The sequence below is a fragment of the Pseudomonas putida W15Oct28 genome (assembly GCF_000708715.2).
GTDB classification, from domain to species: domain Bacteria; phylum Pseudomonadota; class Gammaproteobacteria; order Pseudomonadales; family Pseudomonadaceae; genus Aquipseudomonas; species Aquipseudomonas putida_R.
Window position 1 is genome coordinate 49,595 of the sequence record NZ_JENB01000017.1, and the last position, 17,367, is coordinate 66,961.

General features: G+C 63.0%; 15 protein-coding genes. 6 read left to right on the forward strand and 9 right to left on the reverse strand.

The features are described 5' to 3' along the window. Positions 1–19: 19 nt before the first annotated feature. The 4 genes from pstA to AK81_RS14095 form a co-directional block, all read right to left on the reverse strand. Positions 20–1,636, reverse strand: coding sequence for a phosphate ABC transporter permease PstA (gene pstA / locus AK81_RS14080; protein WP_176393861.1), 1,617 nt, complete (start codon positions 1,634–1,636; stop codon positions 20–22). A gap of 71 nt (positions 1,637–1,707) precedes the next feature. Beyond that, positions 1,708–3,996 carry an ABC transporter permease subunit gene (locus AK81_RS14085; RefSeq protein WP_043199860.1) on the reverse strand — a complete coding sequence of 763 codons (2,289 nt, stop codon included), beginning with the start codon at positions 3,994–3,996 and terminating at the stop codon, positions 1,708–1,710. 139 nt (positions 3,997–4,135) lie between these two features. Further along, complete coding sequence (locus AK81_RS14090) at positions 4,136–5,134, reverse strand: phosphate ABC transporter substrate-binding protein PstS (RefSeq protein WP_043199861.1); 999 nt, start codon at positions 5,132–5,134, stop codon at positions 4,136–4,138. Positions 5,135–5,352: 218 nt separating this feature from the next. After that, entirely contained in the window at positions 5,353–6,642 is a 1,290-nt protein-coding gene (locus tag AK81_RS14095; protein ID WP_019470241.1) for an MFS transporter, read from the reverse strand. 360 nt (positions 6,643–7,002) lie between these two features. On the opposite strand from AK81_RS14095, the gene AK81_RS14100 reads away from it, so the two are divergent. Together AK81_RS14100 and AK81_RS14105 are read left to right on the forward strand one after the other, a co-directional pair. Then, positions 7,003–7,401 (forward strand): acyl-CoA thioesterase, encoded by a 399-nt coding sequence (locus AK81_RS14100; RefSeq protein ID WP_016489852.1) that lies wholly within the window; start codon positions 7,003–7,005, stop codon positions 7,399–7,401. 71 nt (positions 7,402–7,472) lie between these two features. Then, positions 7,473–8,369 (forward strand): D-hexose-6-phosphate mutarotase, encoded by an 897-nt coding sequence (locus AK81_RS14105; RefSeq protein ID WP_043199862.1) that lies wholly within the window; start codon positions 7,473–7,475, stop codon positions 8,367–8,369. A gap of 132 nt (positions 8,370–8,501) precedes the next feature. Here the strand turns inward: AK81_RS14105 and AK81_RS14110 are convergent, their stop codons facing one another. The 5 genes from AK81_RS14110 to AK81_RS14130 form a co-directional block, all read right to left on the reverse strand. Beyond that, the gene (locus AK81_RS14110) at positions 8,502–9,035 is read right to left on the reverse strand and encodes a DUF3299 domain-containing protein (protein WP_161775560.1); all 534 of its coding nucleotides are present in this window, start codon (positions 9,033–9,035) and stop codon (positions 8,502–8,504) included. 48 nt (positions 9,036–9,083) lie between these two features. After that, entirely contained in the window at positions 9,084–9,329 is a 246-nt protein-coding gene (locus tag AK81_RS14115) for a GlsB/YeaQ/YmgE family stress response membrane protein (protein ID WP_012054121.1), read from the reverse strand. 108 nt (positions 9,330–9,437) lie between these two features. After that, positions 9,438–10,520, reverse strand: coding sequence for a 5-(carboxyamino)imidazole ribonucleotide synthase (locus AK81_RS14120; RefSeq protein ID WP_016502259.1), 1,083 nt, complete (start codon positions 10,518–10,520; stop codon positions 9,438–9,440). Between the two features lie 10 nt (positions 10,521–10,530). Continuing rightward, the gene (purE, locus tag AK81_RS14125; RefSeq protein WP_016489856.1) at positions 10,531–11,022 is read right to left on the reverse strand and encodes a 5-(carboxyamino)imidazole ribonucleotide mutase; all 492 of its coding nucleotides are present in this window, start codon (positions 11,020–11,022) and stop codon (positions 10,531–10,533) included. A 171-nt stretch (positions 11,023–11,193) separates the two neighbouring features. Beyond that, the gene (locus AK81_RS14130) at positions 11,194–12,126 is read right to left on the reverse strand and encodes a LysR substrate-binding domain-containing protein (protein WP_162491976.1); all 933 of its coding nucleotides are present in this window, start codon (positions 12,124–12,126) and stop codon (positions 11,194–11,196) included. A 182-nt stretch (positions 12,127–12,308) separates the two neighbouring features. On the opposite strand from AK81_RS14130, the gene aspA reads away from it, so the two are divergent. The 4 genes from aspA (at position 12,309) to AK81_RS14150 (ending at position 17,280) form a co-directional block, all read left to right on the forward strand. Next, the gene (aspA, locus tag AK81_RS14135; protein ID WP_041168153.1) at positions 12,309–13,733 is read left to right on the forward strand and encodes an aspartate ammonia-lyase; all 1,425 of its coding nucleotides are present in this window, start codon (positions 12,309–12,311) and stop codon (positions 13,731–13,733) included. A gap of 181 nt (positions 13,734–13,914) precedes the next feature. After that, on the forward strand, positions 13,915–14,907 hold the full coding sequence (locus AK81_RS14140; RefSeq protein WP_043199864.1) for an AraC family transcriptional regulator: 993 nt from the start codon (positions 13,915–13,917) through the stop codon (positions 14,905–14,907). Between the two features lie 226 nt (positions 14,908–15,133). Beyond that, a complete protein-coding gene (locus AK81_RS14145; RefSeq protein ID WP_043199865.1) occupies positions 15,134–16,177 on the forward strand; it encodes a histone deacetylase family protein in 1,044 nt (347 codons plus the stop codon). Next, positions 16,177–17,280 (forward strand): polyamine ABC transporter substrate-binding protein, encoded by a 1,104-nt coding sequence (locus AK81_RS14150; RefSeq protein WP_043199867.1) that lies wholly within the window; start codon positions 16,177–16,179, stop codon positions 17,278–17,280. The genes AK81_RS14145 and AK81_RS14150 overlap by 1 nt, the downstream gene beginning before the upstream one ends. The last annotated feature ends 87 nt before the right edge of the window (positions 17,281–17,367 follow it).

Sequence of the window (17,367 nt, forward strand, 5' to 3'; positions counted from 1 at the left end):
GGCACGCTTGCAATCAGGCTCAGCTGTCGAGCGCCTTGTACTTCTCGCGCAGGTGGTTGCGGATCCACACGGCCGAGAGGTTGAGGGAGGCGATCACCAGCACCAGCAGCAGTGCCGTGGCGTATACCAACGGCCGCGCGGCCTCGACGTTCGGGCTCTGGAAGCCGACGTCATAGATGTGGAAGCCCAGGTGCATGATCTTCTGGTCCAGGTGCAGGTACGGGTAGTTTCCGTCCACCGGCAGCGACGGCGCCAGCTTCACCACACCCACCAGCATCAGCGGCGCCACTTCACCGGCGGCGCGGGCCACGGCGAGGATCATGCCGGTCATCATGGCCGGGCTGGCCATGGGCAAAACAATCTTCCACAGCGTTTCGGCCTTGGTCGCGCCCAGGGCCAGCGAGCCCTCGCGCACGGTACGCGGAATGCGCGCCAGGCCTTCTTCGGTGGCCACGATCACCACCGGTACCGCCAGCAGGGCCAGGGTCAGCGATGCCCACAGCAGGCCCGGAGTACCCAGGGTAGGCGCCGGCAGTGCTTCGGGGAAGAACAGGCGGTCGATCGAGCCACCCAGCACGTAGACGAAGAAGCCCAGGCCAAACACGCCGTAGACGATCGCCGGCACGCCAGCCAGGTTGTTCACCGCAATGCGGATCAGCCGGGTCACCGGGCCTTGCCGCGCGTACTCGCGCAGGTAGACGGCCGCCAGTACACCGAACGGGGTGACAATCACGGCCATGATCAGGGTCATCATCACGGTACCGAAAATGGCCGGGAAGATACCGCCTTCAGTGTTGGCTTCACGCGGGTCGTCGCTGAGGAATTCCCAGACCTTGGCAAAGTAGGTACCCAGCTTGGTGAAGCCGGACATGCCGTTCGGCTGGATGGCGTGCACCACCTTGCTCAGGTTGATTTCCACTTCGCGGCCGTTGCCATCGCGGGCCACGAGGCTGTCGCGGGCGAAGGCCTGGTGCAGGCCGCTCAAGCGGTCTTCGATGGCCTTGTAGCGGCTGTTCAGCTCGGCGCGGTCGGCGTCCATGTCGGCCTGGGCGGCGGCGTCCAGCTTGCCGTCCAGCTCCAGCTTGCGGGCGTGCAGGCGCAGGCGCTCCAGGCCATGGTTGATGGCACCGATGTCCTTCTTTTCCAACTGCTGCAGCTCACCGTTGAGCTGGCTGGCGCGCTTGAGGCGGGCCTGCAGTTCGTTCCAGGCGGCAGGGCCTTCGGCAACCACGCGGCCTTCTTCCTTGACGCTGACCAGGTAGCCGTAGAAGTTGCCCCACTCGCGACGCTCCAGGGCGATCAGGTCGGCCGGGCGCTGTTCATCGACCAGCCAGTCGCCGACCACCCAGGTGAAATCGCTGCCGTTGAGGTCGCGGTTACCCACCTTGATCAGCTCGCGGGTCATGAACTCCGGGCCCTGCTCCGGTACCGGCAGGCCGGCACCCTTCAGGCGGGCACGGGGTACTTCTTCCTTTTGCACCACTTCGCCGATGACGACGTGGTCAGCCTGGCCCGGCACCTTGTAGGTGGCCTGGACAAGATCGGCTGGCCAGAAGTGGCCCAGGCCGCGCACGGCAATCACCGCCAGCAGGCCGACGGTCATGATCACCGCCATGGCCACAGCGCCGCCGCTCATCCAGACGCCTGGGGCGCCGCTCTTGAACCAGCCTTTGAGGGAATCCTTTTTCACGGATCGCTACCTTTCTATCAAAGCGACGAGTATTTCTTGCGCAGACGCTGGCGAATCAGCTCGGCCAAGGTGTTCATCACGAACGTGAACATCAGCAGCACCAGGGCGGCCAGGAACAGCACGCGATAGTGGCTGCCACCGACTTCCGATTCCGGCATTTCCACGGCCACGTTGGCGGCCAGGGTGCGCATGCCCTCGAACAGGTTCATTTCCATCACCGGGGTGTTGCCGGTGGCCATCAGCACGATCATGGTCTCGCCCACCGCACGGCCCATGCCGATCATCAGCGCCGAGAAGATACCCGGGCTGGCGGTGAGGATGACCACGCGGGTCAGGGTTTGCCAGGGCGTCGCACCCAGCGCCAGCGAGCCCAGGGTCAGGCTGCGCGGCACGCTGAACACGGCGTCTTCGGCAATGGAGTAGATGTTCGGGATGACCGCAAAGCCCATGGCGATACCCACGACCAGGGCGTTGCGCTGGTCGTAGGTGATGCCGAGGTCGTTGGTGATCCACAGGCGCATGTCACCGCCGAAGAACCAGTTTTCCAGGTGCGGGCTCATGGTCAGGGCGAACCAGCCGGTGAACAGGATGACCGGTATCAGGATCGCGGCTTCCCAACCATCTGGCACACGCAGGCGGATCGACTCCGGCAGGCGGCTCCAGGTGAAGCCGGCCAGCAGGATGCCCAGCGGCATCAGCAGGAACAGGCTGAACACGCCAGGCAGGTGGCCTTCCAGGTACGGGGCCAGGAACAGGCCGGCGAAGAAGCCGAGGATCACCGTCGGCATCGCTTCCATCAGCTCGATCACCGGCTTGACCTTGCGGCGCATGCCCGGGGCCATGAAGTAGGCGGTGTAGATGGCGGCGGCAATGGCCAGCGGGGCAGCCAGGATCATCGCGTAGAACGCGGCCTTCAGCGTACCGAAGGTCAGCGGCGAAAGGCTCAGCTTGGGTTCGAAGTCGGTATTGGAAGCGGTCGATTGCCAGACGTATTTCGGTTCGTCGTAGTTCTCGTACCACACCTTGCCCCACAGCGCGCTGAAGGAAACTTCAGGGTGCGGGTTGCGCAGGCTAAGTGGCAGCAGCTTGCCGCCTTCTTCGATGATGATGCGGTTGGCACGCGGCGACAGGGCCAGGATGCCTGGGCCTTCGGCAGCCGGCTCGACCAGCAGGGTGCGGTGCGCGGTGCTGTGGAACACGCCCAAGTTACCGTCGGCATCCAGGGCGATGAAGCCCTTGCGGCGCTCTTCGGCGTCAATCTGCACGACCGGGGCCTTGCCCATCTGGAAGGTACGGATCTGCTTGAAGCGCGATTCGCCGTCCGGGTCACGGGCCATGAACCATTGGGCCAGGCCACCTTTGGAGTCACCGATGATCAGCGATATGCCGCCGACCAACTGGGCGCTGGCGGTAATTTCGGTGTCAGCGCTTTCGGCCAGCTTGTAGCGGCCGTTGAGGCTCTTGTCACGCAGGCTGAACACGTCGGCGGTGGCGCGGCCGTTGATCACGTAGAGCCACTGCTGACGCGGGTCGATGAAGATGTTCTTCACCGCTTCGGTCATCTGCGGCAGCACGATACGGTTCTGCTCGGTGGTGACCTCTTCGGTCATCATGTTTTCGGTGCGGGTCAGCTGCACCACCTGCAGGTGCGCGCCGGTGGAGCCGGCGAGTACCAGGGTGTCGCCATTGACGTTGACGTTGACGTGCTCCAGCGCACGGCCCTGTTCGTCGAGCACGAACGGCTGCTCGCCGTAGGGGTAGTCGATGCCGGGGGTGATGGTTTTCTTGTTGTCCGGGTAGGTGATCTTGTAGGTGTGGTGAAACACCAGCGCCTGACCATTGGACAAACCCAGCACCACCAGCGGGCTGCCCGGCTGGTCGGTACTGATCGAGGTGACCTGGGTATCTGCCGGCACTGGCAGGTCGACCCGCTTGAGCTCGTTACCGGTTTTGGTATCGAAGAACAACGCCTGGCCCTTGTCCGAAACTCGCATCCCCACCAGGTTCTGTTCTTCAAGCGCGATCAGCAGCGGCTTACCGGCATCCTGCTGCAGCCAGGTCGGCTCCAGGGCTTTCTTGCTAGTGAGCTCGGCGCCCTGGAACAGTGGCAACACCACATAGGCCAGGTAGAAGAAGATCAGGGTGATTGCCGCCAATACGGCAAGCCCGCCCACCAGTACATACCAGCGGGTCAGGCGGTCCTTCAGCGCACGCATGCGGCGCTTGCGTTGCAGCTCGGGCGTATTGAAATCAATGCGCACGGGCTGGGAGTTTTGGGTCATGTTGGAATTGGCCAGATCATTCATGCGCACACCCTAGCGGTCCCGTGTGACAAAAACATTACAAAGTGGTGACGCGCGAAAGCCCGCCGCACAGGGGACCTGGCTTCGGACTGGAAATTCGTGGAAGAGGCCGGGCATCAGCACCGGCCCCTTCTTCAGTTACTTACTTCTTTGCGACGTTACCCGCGTGGGACAGGCCCAGGTCAGCCAGGGTCTTGTCGACGACTTTGGCCGGCAGTGGGATGTAACCATCTTTCACCACGACCTGCTGGCCAGCTTGCGACAGCACCAGCTTGACGAACTCGGCTTCCAGCGGGGCCAGAGGCTTGTTCGGGGCCTTGTTGACGTAGACGTAGAGGAAGCGCGACAGCGGGTATTTGCCGTTCAGAGCGTTTTCTTCGTTGTCTTCGATGTACTCGGTGCTGCCTTTCTTGGCCAGGGGAACAGTCTTGACGCTGGCGGTCTTGTAGCCGATACCCGAGTAGCCGATGCCGTTCAGCGAGCTGCTGATCGACTGCACGACCGAAGCCGAGCCAGGCTGTTCGTTCACGTTAGGCTTGAAGTCGCCTTTGCACAGGGCTTCTTCCTTGAAGTAGCCGTAGGTGCCCGATACCGAGTTACGGCCGAACAGCTGCACGGGCTTGTTGGCCAGGTCGCCGGTCACACCCAGGTCGCCCCAGGTTTTCACGTCTGCCTTGCCACCGCACAGGCGGGTGGAGGAGAAGACTGCGTCGACCTGCTCCATGGTCAGGCCTTTGATCGGGTTGTCCTTGTGCACGAACACGGCCAGGGCGTCGACGGCAACCGGGATGGCAGTTGGCTTGTAGCCGTACTTCTGCTCGAAGGCCTGCAGTTCGACGTCCTTCATCTTGCGGCTCATCGGGCCGAGGTTGGCGGTGCCTTCGGTCAGCGCGGGTGGCGCGGTGGAAGAGCCGGCAGCCTGGATCTGGATGTTTACGTTCGGATATTCCTTCTTGTAAGCCTCGGCCCACAGCGTCATCAGGTTCGCCAGGGTGTCGGAGCCTACGCTGGAGAGGTTGCCCGATACACCGGTGGTTTTGGTGTAAGTCGGGATCGACGGGTCGACAGCAGCTACCGCGTTGGCGGTTGCAACGCCAGCGGCGGCGAAGGTAAGGGCCGCCATCAAACGCTTCAGTTTCATGCCTTGCTCCTAGCAGGAATATTGGGGTGTTGGATGGAACGGGCCCAAGTATCGGCAGGCCGCATGAATACGATATGACTTCATTGTGACAATTGGATGAAAGGCCATCACTGAAGGCAGGTCTGGCCTCTTCGCGGGCACGCCCGCTCCCACAAGGTTCAGCACAGTCCCTGTGGGAGCGGGCGTGCCCGCGAAGAGGCCAGCAGCCTTGAAGCAGATCAGCGCTTGTTGGCGAGCAGGTACAGGCCCACGGCCAGACCAACGGCACACAAACCTGCCACATAATAAGCAGGCGCCATCGGGCTTACCTTCAGCAGCGCGGTCACCACCATCGGCGTCAACCCGCCGAAGATCGCATAGGCCACGTTGTACGAGAACGACAGCCCGCTGAAACGCACCGCTGCCGGGAATGCCTTGACCATCACATAAGGCACCGCGCCGATCACACCCACGCACAGGCCGGTCAGCGCATACAGCGGGAACAGCAACTCGGGGCGGGTCGGCAAGCTGTGGTAGAAGGTCCAGGAACTGGCCAGCAGCAGCAGGCTGCCGATCACGAACACCCGGCCCGCACCAAAGCGGTCGGCCAGGCTGCCGGCACCGATGCAGCCGAAGCTGAGCAGCACGATGGCCATGCTGTTGGCCTTGAGCGAGTCGATCGGGCTGATGTGGTAGAAGCTCTGCAGCAGCGCCGGGGTCATCAGGATGACCACCACGATGCCGGCCGACAGCAACCAGGTCAGCAGCATCGACAGGATGATCGGGCCACGGTGGTCGCGCAGCACCGCGCGCAGCGGCAGCTCTTCGGCCAGCGCCTTGCGTTGCTGCATCTCGGCGAACACCGGGGTTTCATGCAGCCAGCGGCGCAGGTACACCGAGAACAGGCCGAACACCCCGCCAAGCAGGAACGGAATACGCCAGGCGTAGTCGGCCACTTCTTCGGCGCTGTACACGCTGTTGATCAGGGTTGCTACCAGCGAGCCCAGCAGAATGCCCGCGGTCAGGCCTGCGGTCAGGGTGCCACAGGCGTAGCCGGTATTGCGCGCAGGCACGTGTTCGGACACGAACACCCAGGCGCCCGGCACCTCCCCACCAATTGCCGCGCCCTGGATCACACGCATCAGCAGCAGCAGGATCGGCGCCCACATGCCGATTTGGGCATAGGTTGGCAGCAGGCCCATGATCAGGGTCGGCAGGGCCATCATGAAGATGCTCAGGGTGAACATCTTCTTGCGCCCGAGCAGGTCACCGAAGTGGGCCATGATGATGCCGCCCAGCGGCCGCGCCAGGTAGCCGGCGGCGAAGATGCCGAACGTTTGCATCAGGCGCAGCCACTCGGGCATGTCGGCCGGGAAGAACAGCTTGCCGACCACCGTGGCGAAGAACACGAAGATGATGAAGTCGTAGAACTCCAGTGCGCCACCCAGGGCGGACAGTGAGAGTGTCTTGTAATCACTGCGGGTCAGCGGCCGCGGGGGCTGCTCGATACTGCTCGGCACGGAAGTCATCGCTCGTTGTTCTCTTGTAGGGCATGCAGGCCGCTTGGCACGCGGCTTCTGGATTGGGAGACAGGCGAAGATAGCAAATTGCCGAGCTGCGCCGAAAGCGATACAAAAACCATACAGATATTCATGAATGCGCGGTCGTCGCTGGCGGTTATGCTCTATATACTGGTGATTCGTAGGAAAAGGTTGCTGCCAGCGTGGGATGTTGTGCGAAAACGCCGGTCTTTATGTCAGACGGTTTCGCAGAGTTTCCCTACGGCCGTCCAGTGAAACGAAATCGGCGTAGTATGTTTCAAGCTGAATCGTTTACCCGGCCTTTGCGCCACACCAACGATAAGCGTCACGGGTCAGAGGCCCCATCGCATGATTGAGCTCGAACAAGAAGATCCAATCCCGCAAGGCGACCTGGCCTTGCAGATCACTGCACTCCCGCGCGAAACCAACGGGTTTGGCGACATCTTCGGCGGCTGGCTGGTTGCCCAGATGGACCTGGCCGGCACCGCCATGGCCAGCCGCGTTGCCGGCGGCCGTGTGGCGACCGTGGCCATCGAACGCATGGCCTTCCTGGTACCCGTCGCGGTGGGCGCACAGCTGTCGTTCTATACCCAGACCCTGGAAATCGGCCGCAGCTCGATCCAGATGATGGTCGAAGTGTGGAGCGACGACCCGCTGTCCAGTGAATGGCGCAAGGTCACCGAAGCGGCATTCGTCTTCGTCGCCATCGACGGCAGTGGCCGTACCCGCTCCGTGCCTCGTCGCTGAGCCACGCGGGCGGTAAACTCATTGCATGTGCCCGGGTCCAAGGCCCACTGGCAATCAATGAGATGAACGCAATGGCTACCTACCAGGTCGTAACCGAGCAACATGGCGAACTCAACTGCTGGCGTATCAGCAGCGACCGCGCCGAACTCCTGATCGCCCAGCAGGGCGCCCAGATCCTCAGCTACCAGCGGGTCGGCGAACCGCCGCTGCTGTGGCTGAGCGACCAGGCCATCTTCCGCCAGGGCAAGTCGGTCCGCGCCGGTGTACCGGTGTGCTGGCCGTGGTTCGGCAACCTGCAGCGCAACCCCCAGGCCGTTCAGGCCATGTACCACGGCGAGCAGGCGCCTGCCCATGGGCTGGCACGCTCGCGTGACTGGCAGCTGCTGGGTATCGAGGAAGCGGGCAACGGCCTGCGCATCGAATTCCAACTGCCTGAAGCGCAGGGCGACCTGCCCGGCTGGCCTCATGACGTCGAGCTGAAACTGGTGGTGGAGCTGGGTGATGCGCTAAAGCTGAACCTCACCAGCCGCAACATGGGCAATACCCCCGTTACCATCAGCCAGGCCCTGCACAGCTACTTCGCGGTCAGTGACGTGCGCCAGGCGCGGGTCGAAGGCGTCGAGGGCCTGGGCTATATCGAAACGCTGGCGGACTGGGAACAGCGTCAGCAGCAGGGAGCACTGGCGTTTGCCGGGGAGACTGACCGGATCTACCTAGACACCCCGCAGACCCTGAGCATTGTCGACCCGCACTGGAACCGACGGGTTACCTTGACCAGCAGCGGGTCGCGCTCGGCGGTGATCTGGAACCCGTGGACCGAGCGGGCCAAGGAGCTGGCGGACATGGCTGACGATGGCTGGCAGCGGATGCTGTGCATCGAGACGGCGAATGTGTGGGATGACTTGGTGGAATTGAAGCCTGGGGCGAGTCACTCACTGAGCGTGGTAGTTGCCAGCGAAGCGCTTTGATCTGAAGCCCCCGGGACCGCTGCGCGGTCCTTTCGCGACACAAGGCCGCTCCTACAAGGGACCGCGCAATGCCTGAGGCTCGTGGTGACCCTGTGGGAGCGGGCATGCCCGCGAAGAGGCCGGTGCAGGCAATCAGAGGTCTGCGTCTTCCACCACCCTCACCTTCCCCGCATCCAGCGCATAGGCCGCATCGGCCAGGTCATTGCTGACCTTTTCCACCTTCAGCTTGCCGCTGACCCACAACGGCGTGTAGATGTCATCGATCTTCAACCCTTTCGGGTAGCGCACCAGCACCAGCTGGTTCGGCGGCGGTGGTGGCACATGGATGCATGCGCCCGGGTACGGCACCAGGAAGAACAGCGTGCTATTGCCCTTGGCGTCGCTTTCCAGCGGCACCGGGTAGCCGCCCAGGCGAATGTCCTTGCCGTTCATGGCCGCCACGGTCTTGGTCGAATACATCACCGCTGGCAGGCCCTTGCTCTGCTTCAGCCCGCCCTTGTCGGTAAAGGTGCCCATGGCTTCCGGCGAGTTGTGGTCGATTTCGGGCATTTGCTCGAGCGCCTTCTGGTCCGACTTGGGCATCAGCTCCAGCCAGTCGGTTTCAGGCAGTTCGGCATGGGCCAGGGTACTGGCCAACAGCAGGGGGACGAGGAAAAAGGCACGCATGGCAATGCTCGGCAACTCGAATGAATTGCCGGGCATTCTAACCAGTATTCAGCGTTTCTTGATGAATCCGTAGATCACCAGAAGGACCACGGCACCGATCAGCGCGCCAAGGAAGCCCGCCGCCTGCCCGGCCTGGTAAATGCCCAGTGCCTGGCCGCCATAAGTAGCCAATAAGGAGCCGGCAATACCCAGCAGGATGGTCATGATCCAGCCCATGCTGTCGTCGCCCGGCTTGATGAAGCGGGCCAGCAGGCCGACGATGAGGCCGATGAAGATGGTTCCAATGATGCCCATGGCAATCCCTCTGCAGTGAATATGGAACAAGCCAAAGCCTAGACGGGCTTTGGCTTGTTGCCATGTTCAGAGGGCAAGCCGCTTGCAGAAGTTCGATTTGCAGCCCGATCAGTTGCTGATCAGGGCCTCTACTTCGGCAATCTTGCGCTCGAGGGTGGCCATGTCATGGCAGCGCAGGGTGGCATGGCCAACCTTGCGGCCGACCTTGAAGGCCTTGCCGTAATGGTGCAGGTGGCAGTCACCGATGGCGACAACCTTGTCCACGGCCGGCACTTCACCGATGAAGTTGAGCATCGCGCTCTCGCCCACCTTGGCGGTCGAGCCCAGCGGCAGGCCGGCAACGGCGCGCAGGTGGTTCTCGAACTGGCTGCACTCGGCGCCTTCGATGGTCCAGTGCCCGGAGTTGTGCACACGCGGGGCGATTTCGTTGGCCTTCAGGCCACCGTCAACTTCGAAGAACTCGAAGGCCATGACGCCAACGTAGTCCAGCTTCTGCAGCACACGGCCCACATAGTCTTCGGCCAAGGCCTGCAGCGGGTGCGCCTGGCTGGCTACCGACAAGCGCAGAATGCCGCTCTCGTGGGTGTTGTGCACCAGCGGGTAGAAGCGGGTTTCGCCATCACGGGCACGCACGGCCACCAGCGACACTTCGCCGGTGAAAGGCACGAAGCCTTCCAGCAGGCACGGCACGCTGCCCAGCTCGGCGAAGGTGCCTACCACGTCTTCTGGCGTGCGCAGCACCTTCTGGCCCTTGCCGTCGTAGCCCAGGGTGCGGGTTTTCAGCACGGCCGGCAGGCCGATGCTGGCGACTGCAGCGTCCAGGTCGGCCTGGGAGAGGATGTCAGCGAAGGCCGGGGTCGGGATACCCAGGTCGCGGAACATGCTCTTTTCGAACAGGCGGTCGCGGGCGATGCGCAGCGCTTCGGCGCTGGGGTACACCGGCACGAACTGCGAGAGGAAGGCCACGGTCTCGGCCGGGACGCTTTCGAACTCGAAGGTGACCAGGTCGACTTCGTCGGCCAGCTGGCGCAGGTGGTCCTGGTCGCCGTAGTCGGCACGCAGGTGCTCGCCCAACGGCGCGGCACAAGCGTCCGGTGCCGGGTCGAGGAAGGCGAAGTTCATGCCCAGCGGGGTGCCCGCCAGGGCCAGCATGCGGCCCAGCTGGCCGCCACCGATTACACCGATCTTCATGGGTTGAGCCTCAAGCCTGGCGCGGGTCTGGGTTGTCCAGCACAGTGTCGGTCTGTTCCGTGCGGAACTGCTTGAGCGCCGCGTGGTACTGCGGGTACTTGGCGCCCAGGATGCTGGCCGACAGCAGCGCAGCGTTGATCGCACCGGCACGGCCGATGGCCAGCGTGGCAACCGGCACACCGGCTGGCATCTGCACGATCGACAGCAGCGAATCGACACCCGACAGCATCGACGACTGCACCGGCACGCCCAGCACCGGCAGGTGGGTCTTGGCGGCGCACATGCCTGGCAGGTGGGCTGCGCCACCGGCACCGGCGATGATCACCTCGATGCCGCGGCCTTCGGCCTCCTCGGCATACTGGAACAGCAGATCCGGGGTGCGGTGGGCAGAAACCACCTTCACTTCGTAGGGAATGCCGAGTTTTTCCAGCATATCGGCGGTGTGGCTAAGGGTGGACCAATCGGACTTGGAGCCCATGATCACGCCAACCAGTGCACTCATCGTCGAGCCTCTTCGCTTGTGCGCCCGCGGGCGCGTCAAAAAACAACAAGCCACGCGGGACGACCGGCGTGGCTTGTTTGCTGATCTGGACCGGACGCATCCGGTCGAAAGGCCGCGCAGTATACCGTAAGGTAGTGCGTTTAAGGCACCCCGGCGACCAACTGTCGGGCCTTATTTTTCGGGGCTTTGGCTGACTTTTGGGTCAACCGCCGCCGTACCCTCCAGCTTGCGCCACAACAGCCTGACGTTGGCCTTGCGCACCAGGGCGCAGCGGTACAGGCGAATTTCCAGTGGCACGTGCCACTGGCTGCCGCCGCAGACGGCCAGCTCGCCCCGTTCCAGCTCGCCACGCATCGACAGGCGTGGTACCCAGGCGATGCCCATGCCTTCCAGCGCCATGCTCTTGAGGCTGTCGGCCATGGCCGTTTCATAGACGGTGGTATAGCGCAGGTTGCGCTGGCGTAGCAGCAAATTGACCGAGCGGCCCAGGAAGGCGCCAGCGGTATAGGCCAACAACGGCACGCTGCCCTCACCTTCCAGGTCGAACAACGGCTTGCCCTCGGCATCCACGGCGCACACCGGCAACATTTCGGTGTTGCCCATGTGCAGCGACGGGAAGATTTCGGCATCCATCTGCAGGGCCGCGTCCGGGTCATAAAAGGCCAGCATCAGGTCGCAGCCACCTTCGCGTAATGCATGCACTGCATCTCCGACGTTAGTCGCAACCAGGCGCGTGGCGATGTTCAAACCGTCATTGCGCAACTGGGCCACCCAACGGGGGAAAAAGCCCGATGCCAGGGAGTGTGCCGCAGCCACCTGCACCACCTCGCCCTGCCCGCCCTCAAGATGATGCAAATGGCGCAGAATTTCGCCCAACTGGTCGACAACAGTGCGCGCCGTGACGAGAAACAGCTGGCCTGCCTCAGTCAGTTCGATGGGCGTGCGGGAACGATTCACCAGTTGCAACCCCAACGCCGCTTCAAGGCTGCGAATGCGCCGGCTGAAGGCCGGTTGGGTGACGAAACGCCGCTCTGCGGCCTGGGAAAAACTGCGGGTAGAAGCCAGCGCGCTGAAATCTTCCAGCCATTTGCTTTCAAGGTTCACGAAGCACATCTCCCGGCGTGCACCAAAATGGAACACGCTCGAATGTCAATTGGCGTCACATGAAACACTATGCCGTTTGTGCATAGGTTAGCGTGCAACAGCATTGGCCGCAAAATCACCTTCAGGCCTAGGATTGGCGCCATTCCGGCATGTGCCGGGTCAAAATCGAGATGATATACATCATGTCCTCCGCTGCATCGTTCCGCGTCGAAAAAGATCTGTTGGGTACCCTTGAAGTTCCTGCTGATGCCTACTACGGCATCCAGACCCTGCGCGCTGCCAACAACTTCCACCTCTCCGGTGTTCCGCTGTCGCACTACCCGAAACTGGTAGTCGGCCTGGCGATGGTCAAGCAGGCAGCTGCTGACGCCAACCGTGAGCTGGGGCACTTGAGCGATGCCAAGCACGCCGCGATCAGCGCAGCCTGCGCACGACTGATCAAGGGCGACTACCACGAGCAGTTCGTGGTGGACATGATTCAAGGCGGTGCTGGTACTTCTACCAACATGAACGCCAACGAAGTCATCGCCAACATCGCGCTGGAGGCCATGGGCCACCAGAAGGGTGAGTACCAGTACCTGCACCCGAACAACGATGTGAACATGGCGCAGTCGACCAACGACGCCTACCCGACCGCTATCCGCCTGGGCCTGCTGCTGGGTCACGACGCCCTGCTGGCCAGCCTCGACAGCCTGATCCAGGCCTTCGCTGCCAAAGGGAAAGAGTTCGACCACGTACTGAAGATGGGCCGTACCCAGCTGCAGGACGCCGTGCCGATGACCCTGGGCCAGGAATTCCGCGCCTTCGCCACCACCATGACCGAAGACCTCAACCGTCTGCGTTCGCTGGCGCCGGAGCTGCTGACCGAAATCAACCTGGGTGGTACTGCCATCGGTACCGGCATCAACGCCGACCCGGGCTACCAGATGCTCGCCGTACAGCGCCTGGCAACCATCAGCGGCCAGCCGCTGGTACCGGCTGCCGACCTGATCGAAGCCACCTCCGACATGGGCGCCTTCGTACTGTTCTCCGGCATGCTCAAGCGTACCGCGGTCAAGCTGTCGAAGATCTGCAACGACCTGCGCCTGCTGTCCAGCGGCCCGCGCACCGGCATCAACGAGATCAACCTGCCAGCGCGTCAGCCAGGCAGCTCGATCATGCCAGGCAAGGTCAACCCGGTTATCCCGGAAGCCGTCAACCAGGTCGCCTTCGCCATCATGGGCAACGACCTGGCCCTGACCGTCGCCGCCGAAGGTGGCCAGCTGCAGCTGAACGTGATGGAGCCGCTGATCGCCTACAAGATCTTCGACTCGATCCGCCTGCTGCAACGCGCCATGGACATGCTGCGCGAACACTGCATCGTCGGCATCACTGCCAACGAACAGCGCTGCCGTGAACTGGTCGAGCACTCGATCGGCCTGGTCACCGCCCTGAACCCGTACATCGGCTACGAAAACGCCACCCGTATCGCCCGCGTTGCCCTGGAAACCGGCCGCGGCGTACTGGAACTGGTGCGCGAAGAGAAGCTGCTGGACGAAGAGATGCTCAACGACATCCTGCGTCCGGAAAACATGATCGCTCCCCGTCTGGTTCCGCTGAAGGCGTAACCCGGCCGCTGCAAACAGTCTCACCAGGTTAAGGGACTAGACACCTCTCAACCTTTCAAGGCCCGAGCCATTGCTTCGGGCCTTTTTTTTGCCTGATGGATTGTGGGGCCGCAAAGCGGCACCCGGATATCGGCACACAACTTGCTCCATAATGCGTCCCAGCCCCCCGGGATTACCCAGCATGCTGCACAGCCACCTGACCACCCTCAACGCAGTTTCGCTGATCCTCAACGTCTTCCAGGCAGACGGTTGCGAGGCTTCGGCGCTGCTGGCCGGCAGCGGCATTGGCCCGGCAGACCTGGGGCACGCCGATGCGCGCATCACCACCCAGCAGGAACTGCAGGTGTGCGCCAACGCCGTGGCCCGGCGCGAGGACATCGGCCTGGAACTGGGCCGGCGCATGCATGTGTCGTGCTACGGCATGCTCGGTTACGCCCTGCTCTCCAGTGCCACTTTGGGTGACGCCTTGCGCCTGGCGCTGCAATATCCGGCACTGCTGGGAACAGTCTTCAAGCTGCGTTTGCTCGACGATGGCCAGCGGGTGTGGTTCAGCGCCAGCGATTACCACGACAGCCCGGCGCTGAGCGCTTTCAACGCAGAGTTCTGCCTGGTGTCGCTGAAAGTCATCTGCGACGACCTGCTTGGCCGCCCGCTGCCGCTGCTGGGCGCCCGCTTCGAACACCCACGGCCCGGCTACCACGCGCGCTATGCCGGTGCATTCCAGTGCCCGGTCGGTTTCGCCGCCGAGGACAATGCCTTTGCCTTCGAGCGGCGCTGGCTGGATACGCCGCTGCCGCTGGCCGACCCGATTACCCACAAAGCCATGAGCGAACGCTGCAGGCGCCTGAACCTTGAGTTCACCGGCCGTCAGGCGTGGCTGGGGCGGATTCGCCAGTTGCTGGCGCAGCAACTGGATGCCGCGCCAGGGTTGGAAGGCCTGGCACGGCAGATGAACTGCTCCTCGCGCACCTTGCGCCGGCATTTGCAGGCACTGGGCAGCAGTTATCAACAGCTGCTGGACGAACTAAGGTTCGAACGGGCCAAGCAATTGCTGGCCGATGAGCAGATGCCTATCTACCGCATTGCCGAGACCTTGGGGTTCAGCGAGACGGCCAGCTTCCGCCATGCGTTTCAGCGTTGGAGCGGCGTGGCGCCCAGCCATTTCCGCGGTTGACCTATTCCGGCCTCTTCGCGGGCTTGCCCGCTCCCACAGAAACTGCACAAGTCCCGAGTACTTTGGGGTACCTGTGGGAGCGGGCAAGCCCGCGAAGAGGCCCGCACAGGAAAAACCGGCCATAGAGCTTGGCCACATCGATCCCCTTTTGGCCGTTTGCGTCGTTCTCCGCCACTGACCCGCCCATGACAATGGACCCACGCCAGTACCCACCCGGAGAACAACAATGCTGACGATCTATTCCGATGACCACCGCCTGCACCACGGCCGCTGCGAGCTGATCGACGGCAAGCTGATGCCCTGCTTCGAAATGCCTTCGCGCGCCGACCATGTGCTCGATCAGGTGAAAAAGCGCAACCTCGGCGACGTCCAGGGCCCGACCGACTTCGGCCGTGCGCCATTGCTGCGCATCCACAGCGCCGACTACCTGAATTTCTTCGAAGGCGCCTGGGCCCGTTGGGCCGCACTGGGCCACGAGGGTGACCTGCTGCCCTTCACCTGGCCGGCCCGCACGCTGCGCCAGGTCAAGCCGACCGGCCTGCATGGCGAACTGGGTTACTACAGTTTCGACGCCGGCGCCCCCATCACCGCGGGTACCTGGCAGGCTGCCTACAGCGCTGCGCAAGTCGCCCTCACCGCCCAGGCAGCGATCCAGCAAGGCGCCCATTCGGCCTTCGCCCTGTGCCGTCCGCCAGGGCACCACGCCGCGGGTGAAGTGATGGGCGGCTACTGCTACCTGAACAACGCCGCCATCGCCGCTCAGGCGTTCCTCGACCAGGGCAAGCGCAAAGTTGCCATCCTCGACGTCGACTACCACCACGGCAACGGCACCCAGGACATCTTCTACAGCCGCGACGATGTGTTCTTCGCCTCGATCCACGGCGACCCGCAGGACGAATTCCCGTTCTTTTTGGGCTATGCCGACGAAACCGGCGAAGGTGCCGGCGAGGGCTGCAACATCAACTATCCGTTGCCGGCCGGCAGCGACTGGGCCGCCTGGAACACCGCTCTGGAAGACACCTGCCAGCGCATCGCCGACTATGACGCCGATGTGCTGGTGATCTCGCTGGGTGTGGACACTTTCAAGGACGACCCCATCTCCCAGTTCAAGCTGGACAGCCCGGACTACCTGGAAATGGGCAAGCGCATTGGCCAGCTCGGCAAGCCGACCCTGTTCGTGATGGAAGGCGGCTACGCTGTGGAAGAAATCGGTATCAACGCGGTCAATGTGCTGGAAGGCTTCCAGCGCGCCCAGCCAGGAGCCCGGTAATGGTCCCACTCAAGCGTCTGCTCGCCCCGTTCATCGCTGCCACCCTGTTCACCGGCGCCCTGCAAGCCCAGGCCGAGCAGCGCACCTTGCGTGTGTATAACTGGTTCGATTACATCACCCCGCAGACCTTGACCGACTTCCAGAAGGACAGCGGCGTCAAACTGATCTACGACATCTTCGACACCAACGAAGCGCTGGAGGCCAAGCTGCTCACCGGCAACTCCGGCTATGACGTGGTGGTGCCGTCCAACGTGTTCCTCGCCAAGCAGATCGAGGCCGGGGTATTCCAGCCGCTGGACCGCAGCAAGCTGCCGAACTGGCAGCACCTGGACCCGGCGCTGATGAAGCTGATCGAGGCCAACGACCCGGGTAACAAGTATGCCGTGCCGTACATGTACGGCACCGTGCTGATCGGCTTCAACCCGGCCAAGGTCAAGGCTGCGCTCGGCGACAATGCGCCGGTGGACAGCTGGGACCTGATCTTCAAGGAAGAGAACATCGCCAAGCTCAAGCAGTGCGGCGTCGCCCTGCTCGACTCGCCTTCGGAGATCCTGCCGCTGGCCCTGAAATACCTGGGCCTGGACCCCAACAGCGGCACGCCGGATGACTACAAGAAGGCCGAAGCCTTGCTGCTGAAGATTCGCCCGTACATCACCTACTTCCACTCCTCGAAGTACATGGCAGACATCGCCAATGGCGATATCTGTGTGGCGGTGGGCTACAGCGGCAGCTTCTCGCAGGCTGCCAACCGCGCCCGCGAAGCCAAGAACGACGTGGTAGTGGACATGCGCCTGCCCAAGGAAGGCGCGCCGATCTGGTTCGACATGCTGGCGATTCCGAAGAATGCGGCCAACCCTGAGGACGCCCATACGTTCATCAATTACCTGCTGCGGCCAGAGGTGATTGCGCCGATCAGCGACTTTGTCGGGTACCCCAACCCGAACAAGGATGCGACTGACAAGGTGAACCCGGCGATACGCAACAACCCCAACCTGTACCCGACGGCAGAGGCGATGGCCAAGCTGTACACCCTCAAGCCATTGGCGCGGGAAGCAGAGCGGGCCAGGACCCGGGCCTGGACGCGGATCAAATCCGGCACCTGAGTCGCCTGCTTCGCGGGCACGCCCGCTCCCACATTGATCGCATCACACCCGAACTCTGTGGGAGCGGGCATGCCCGCGAAGGGCCGC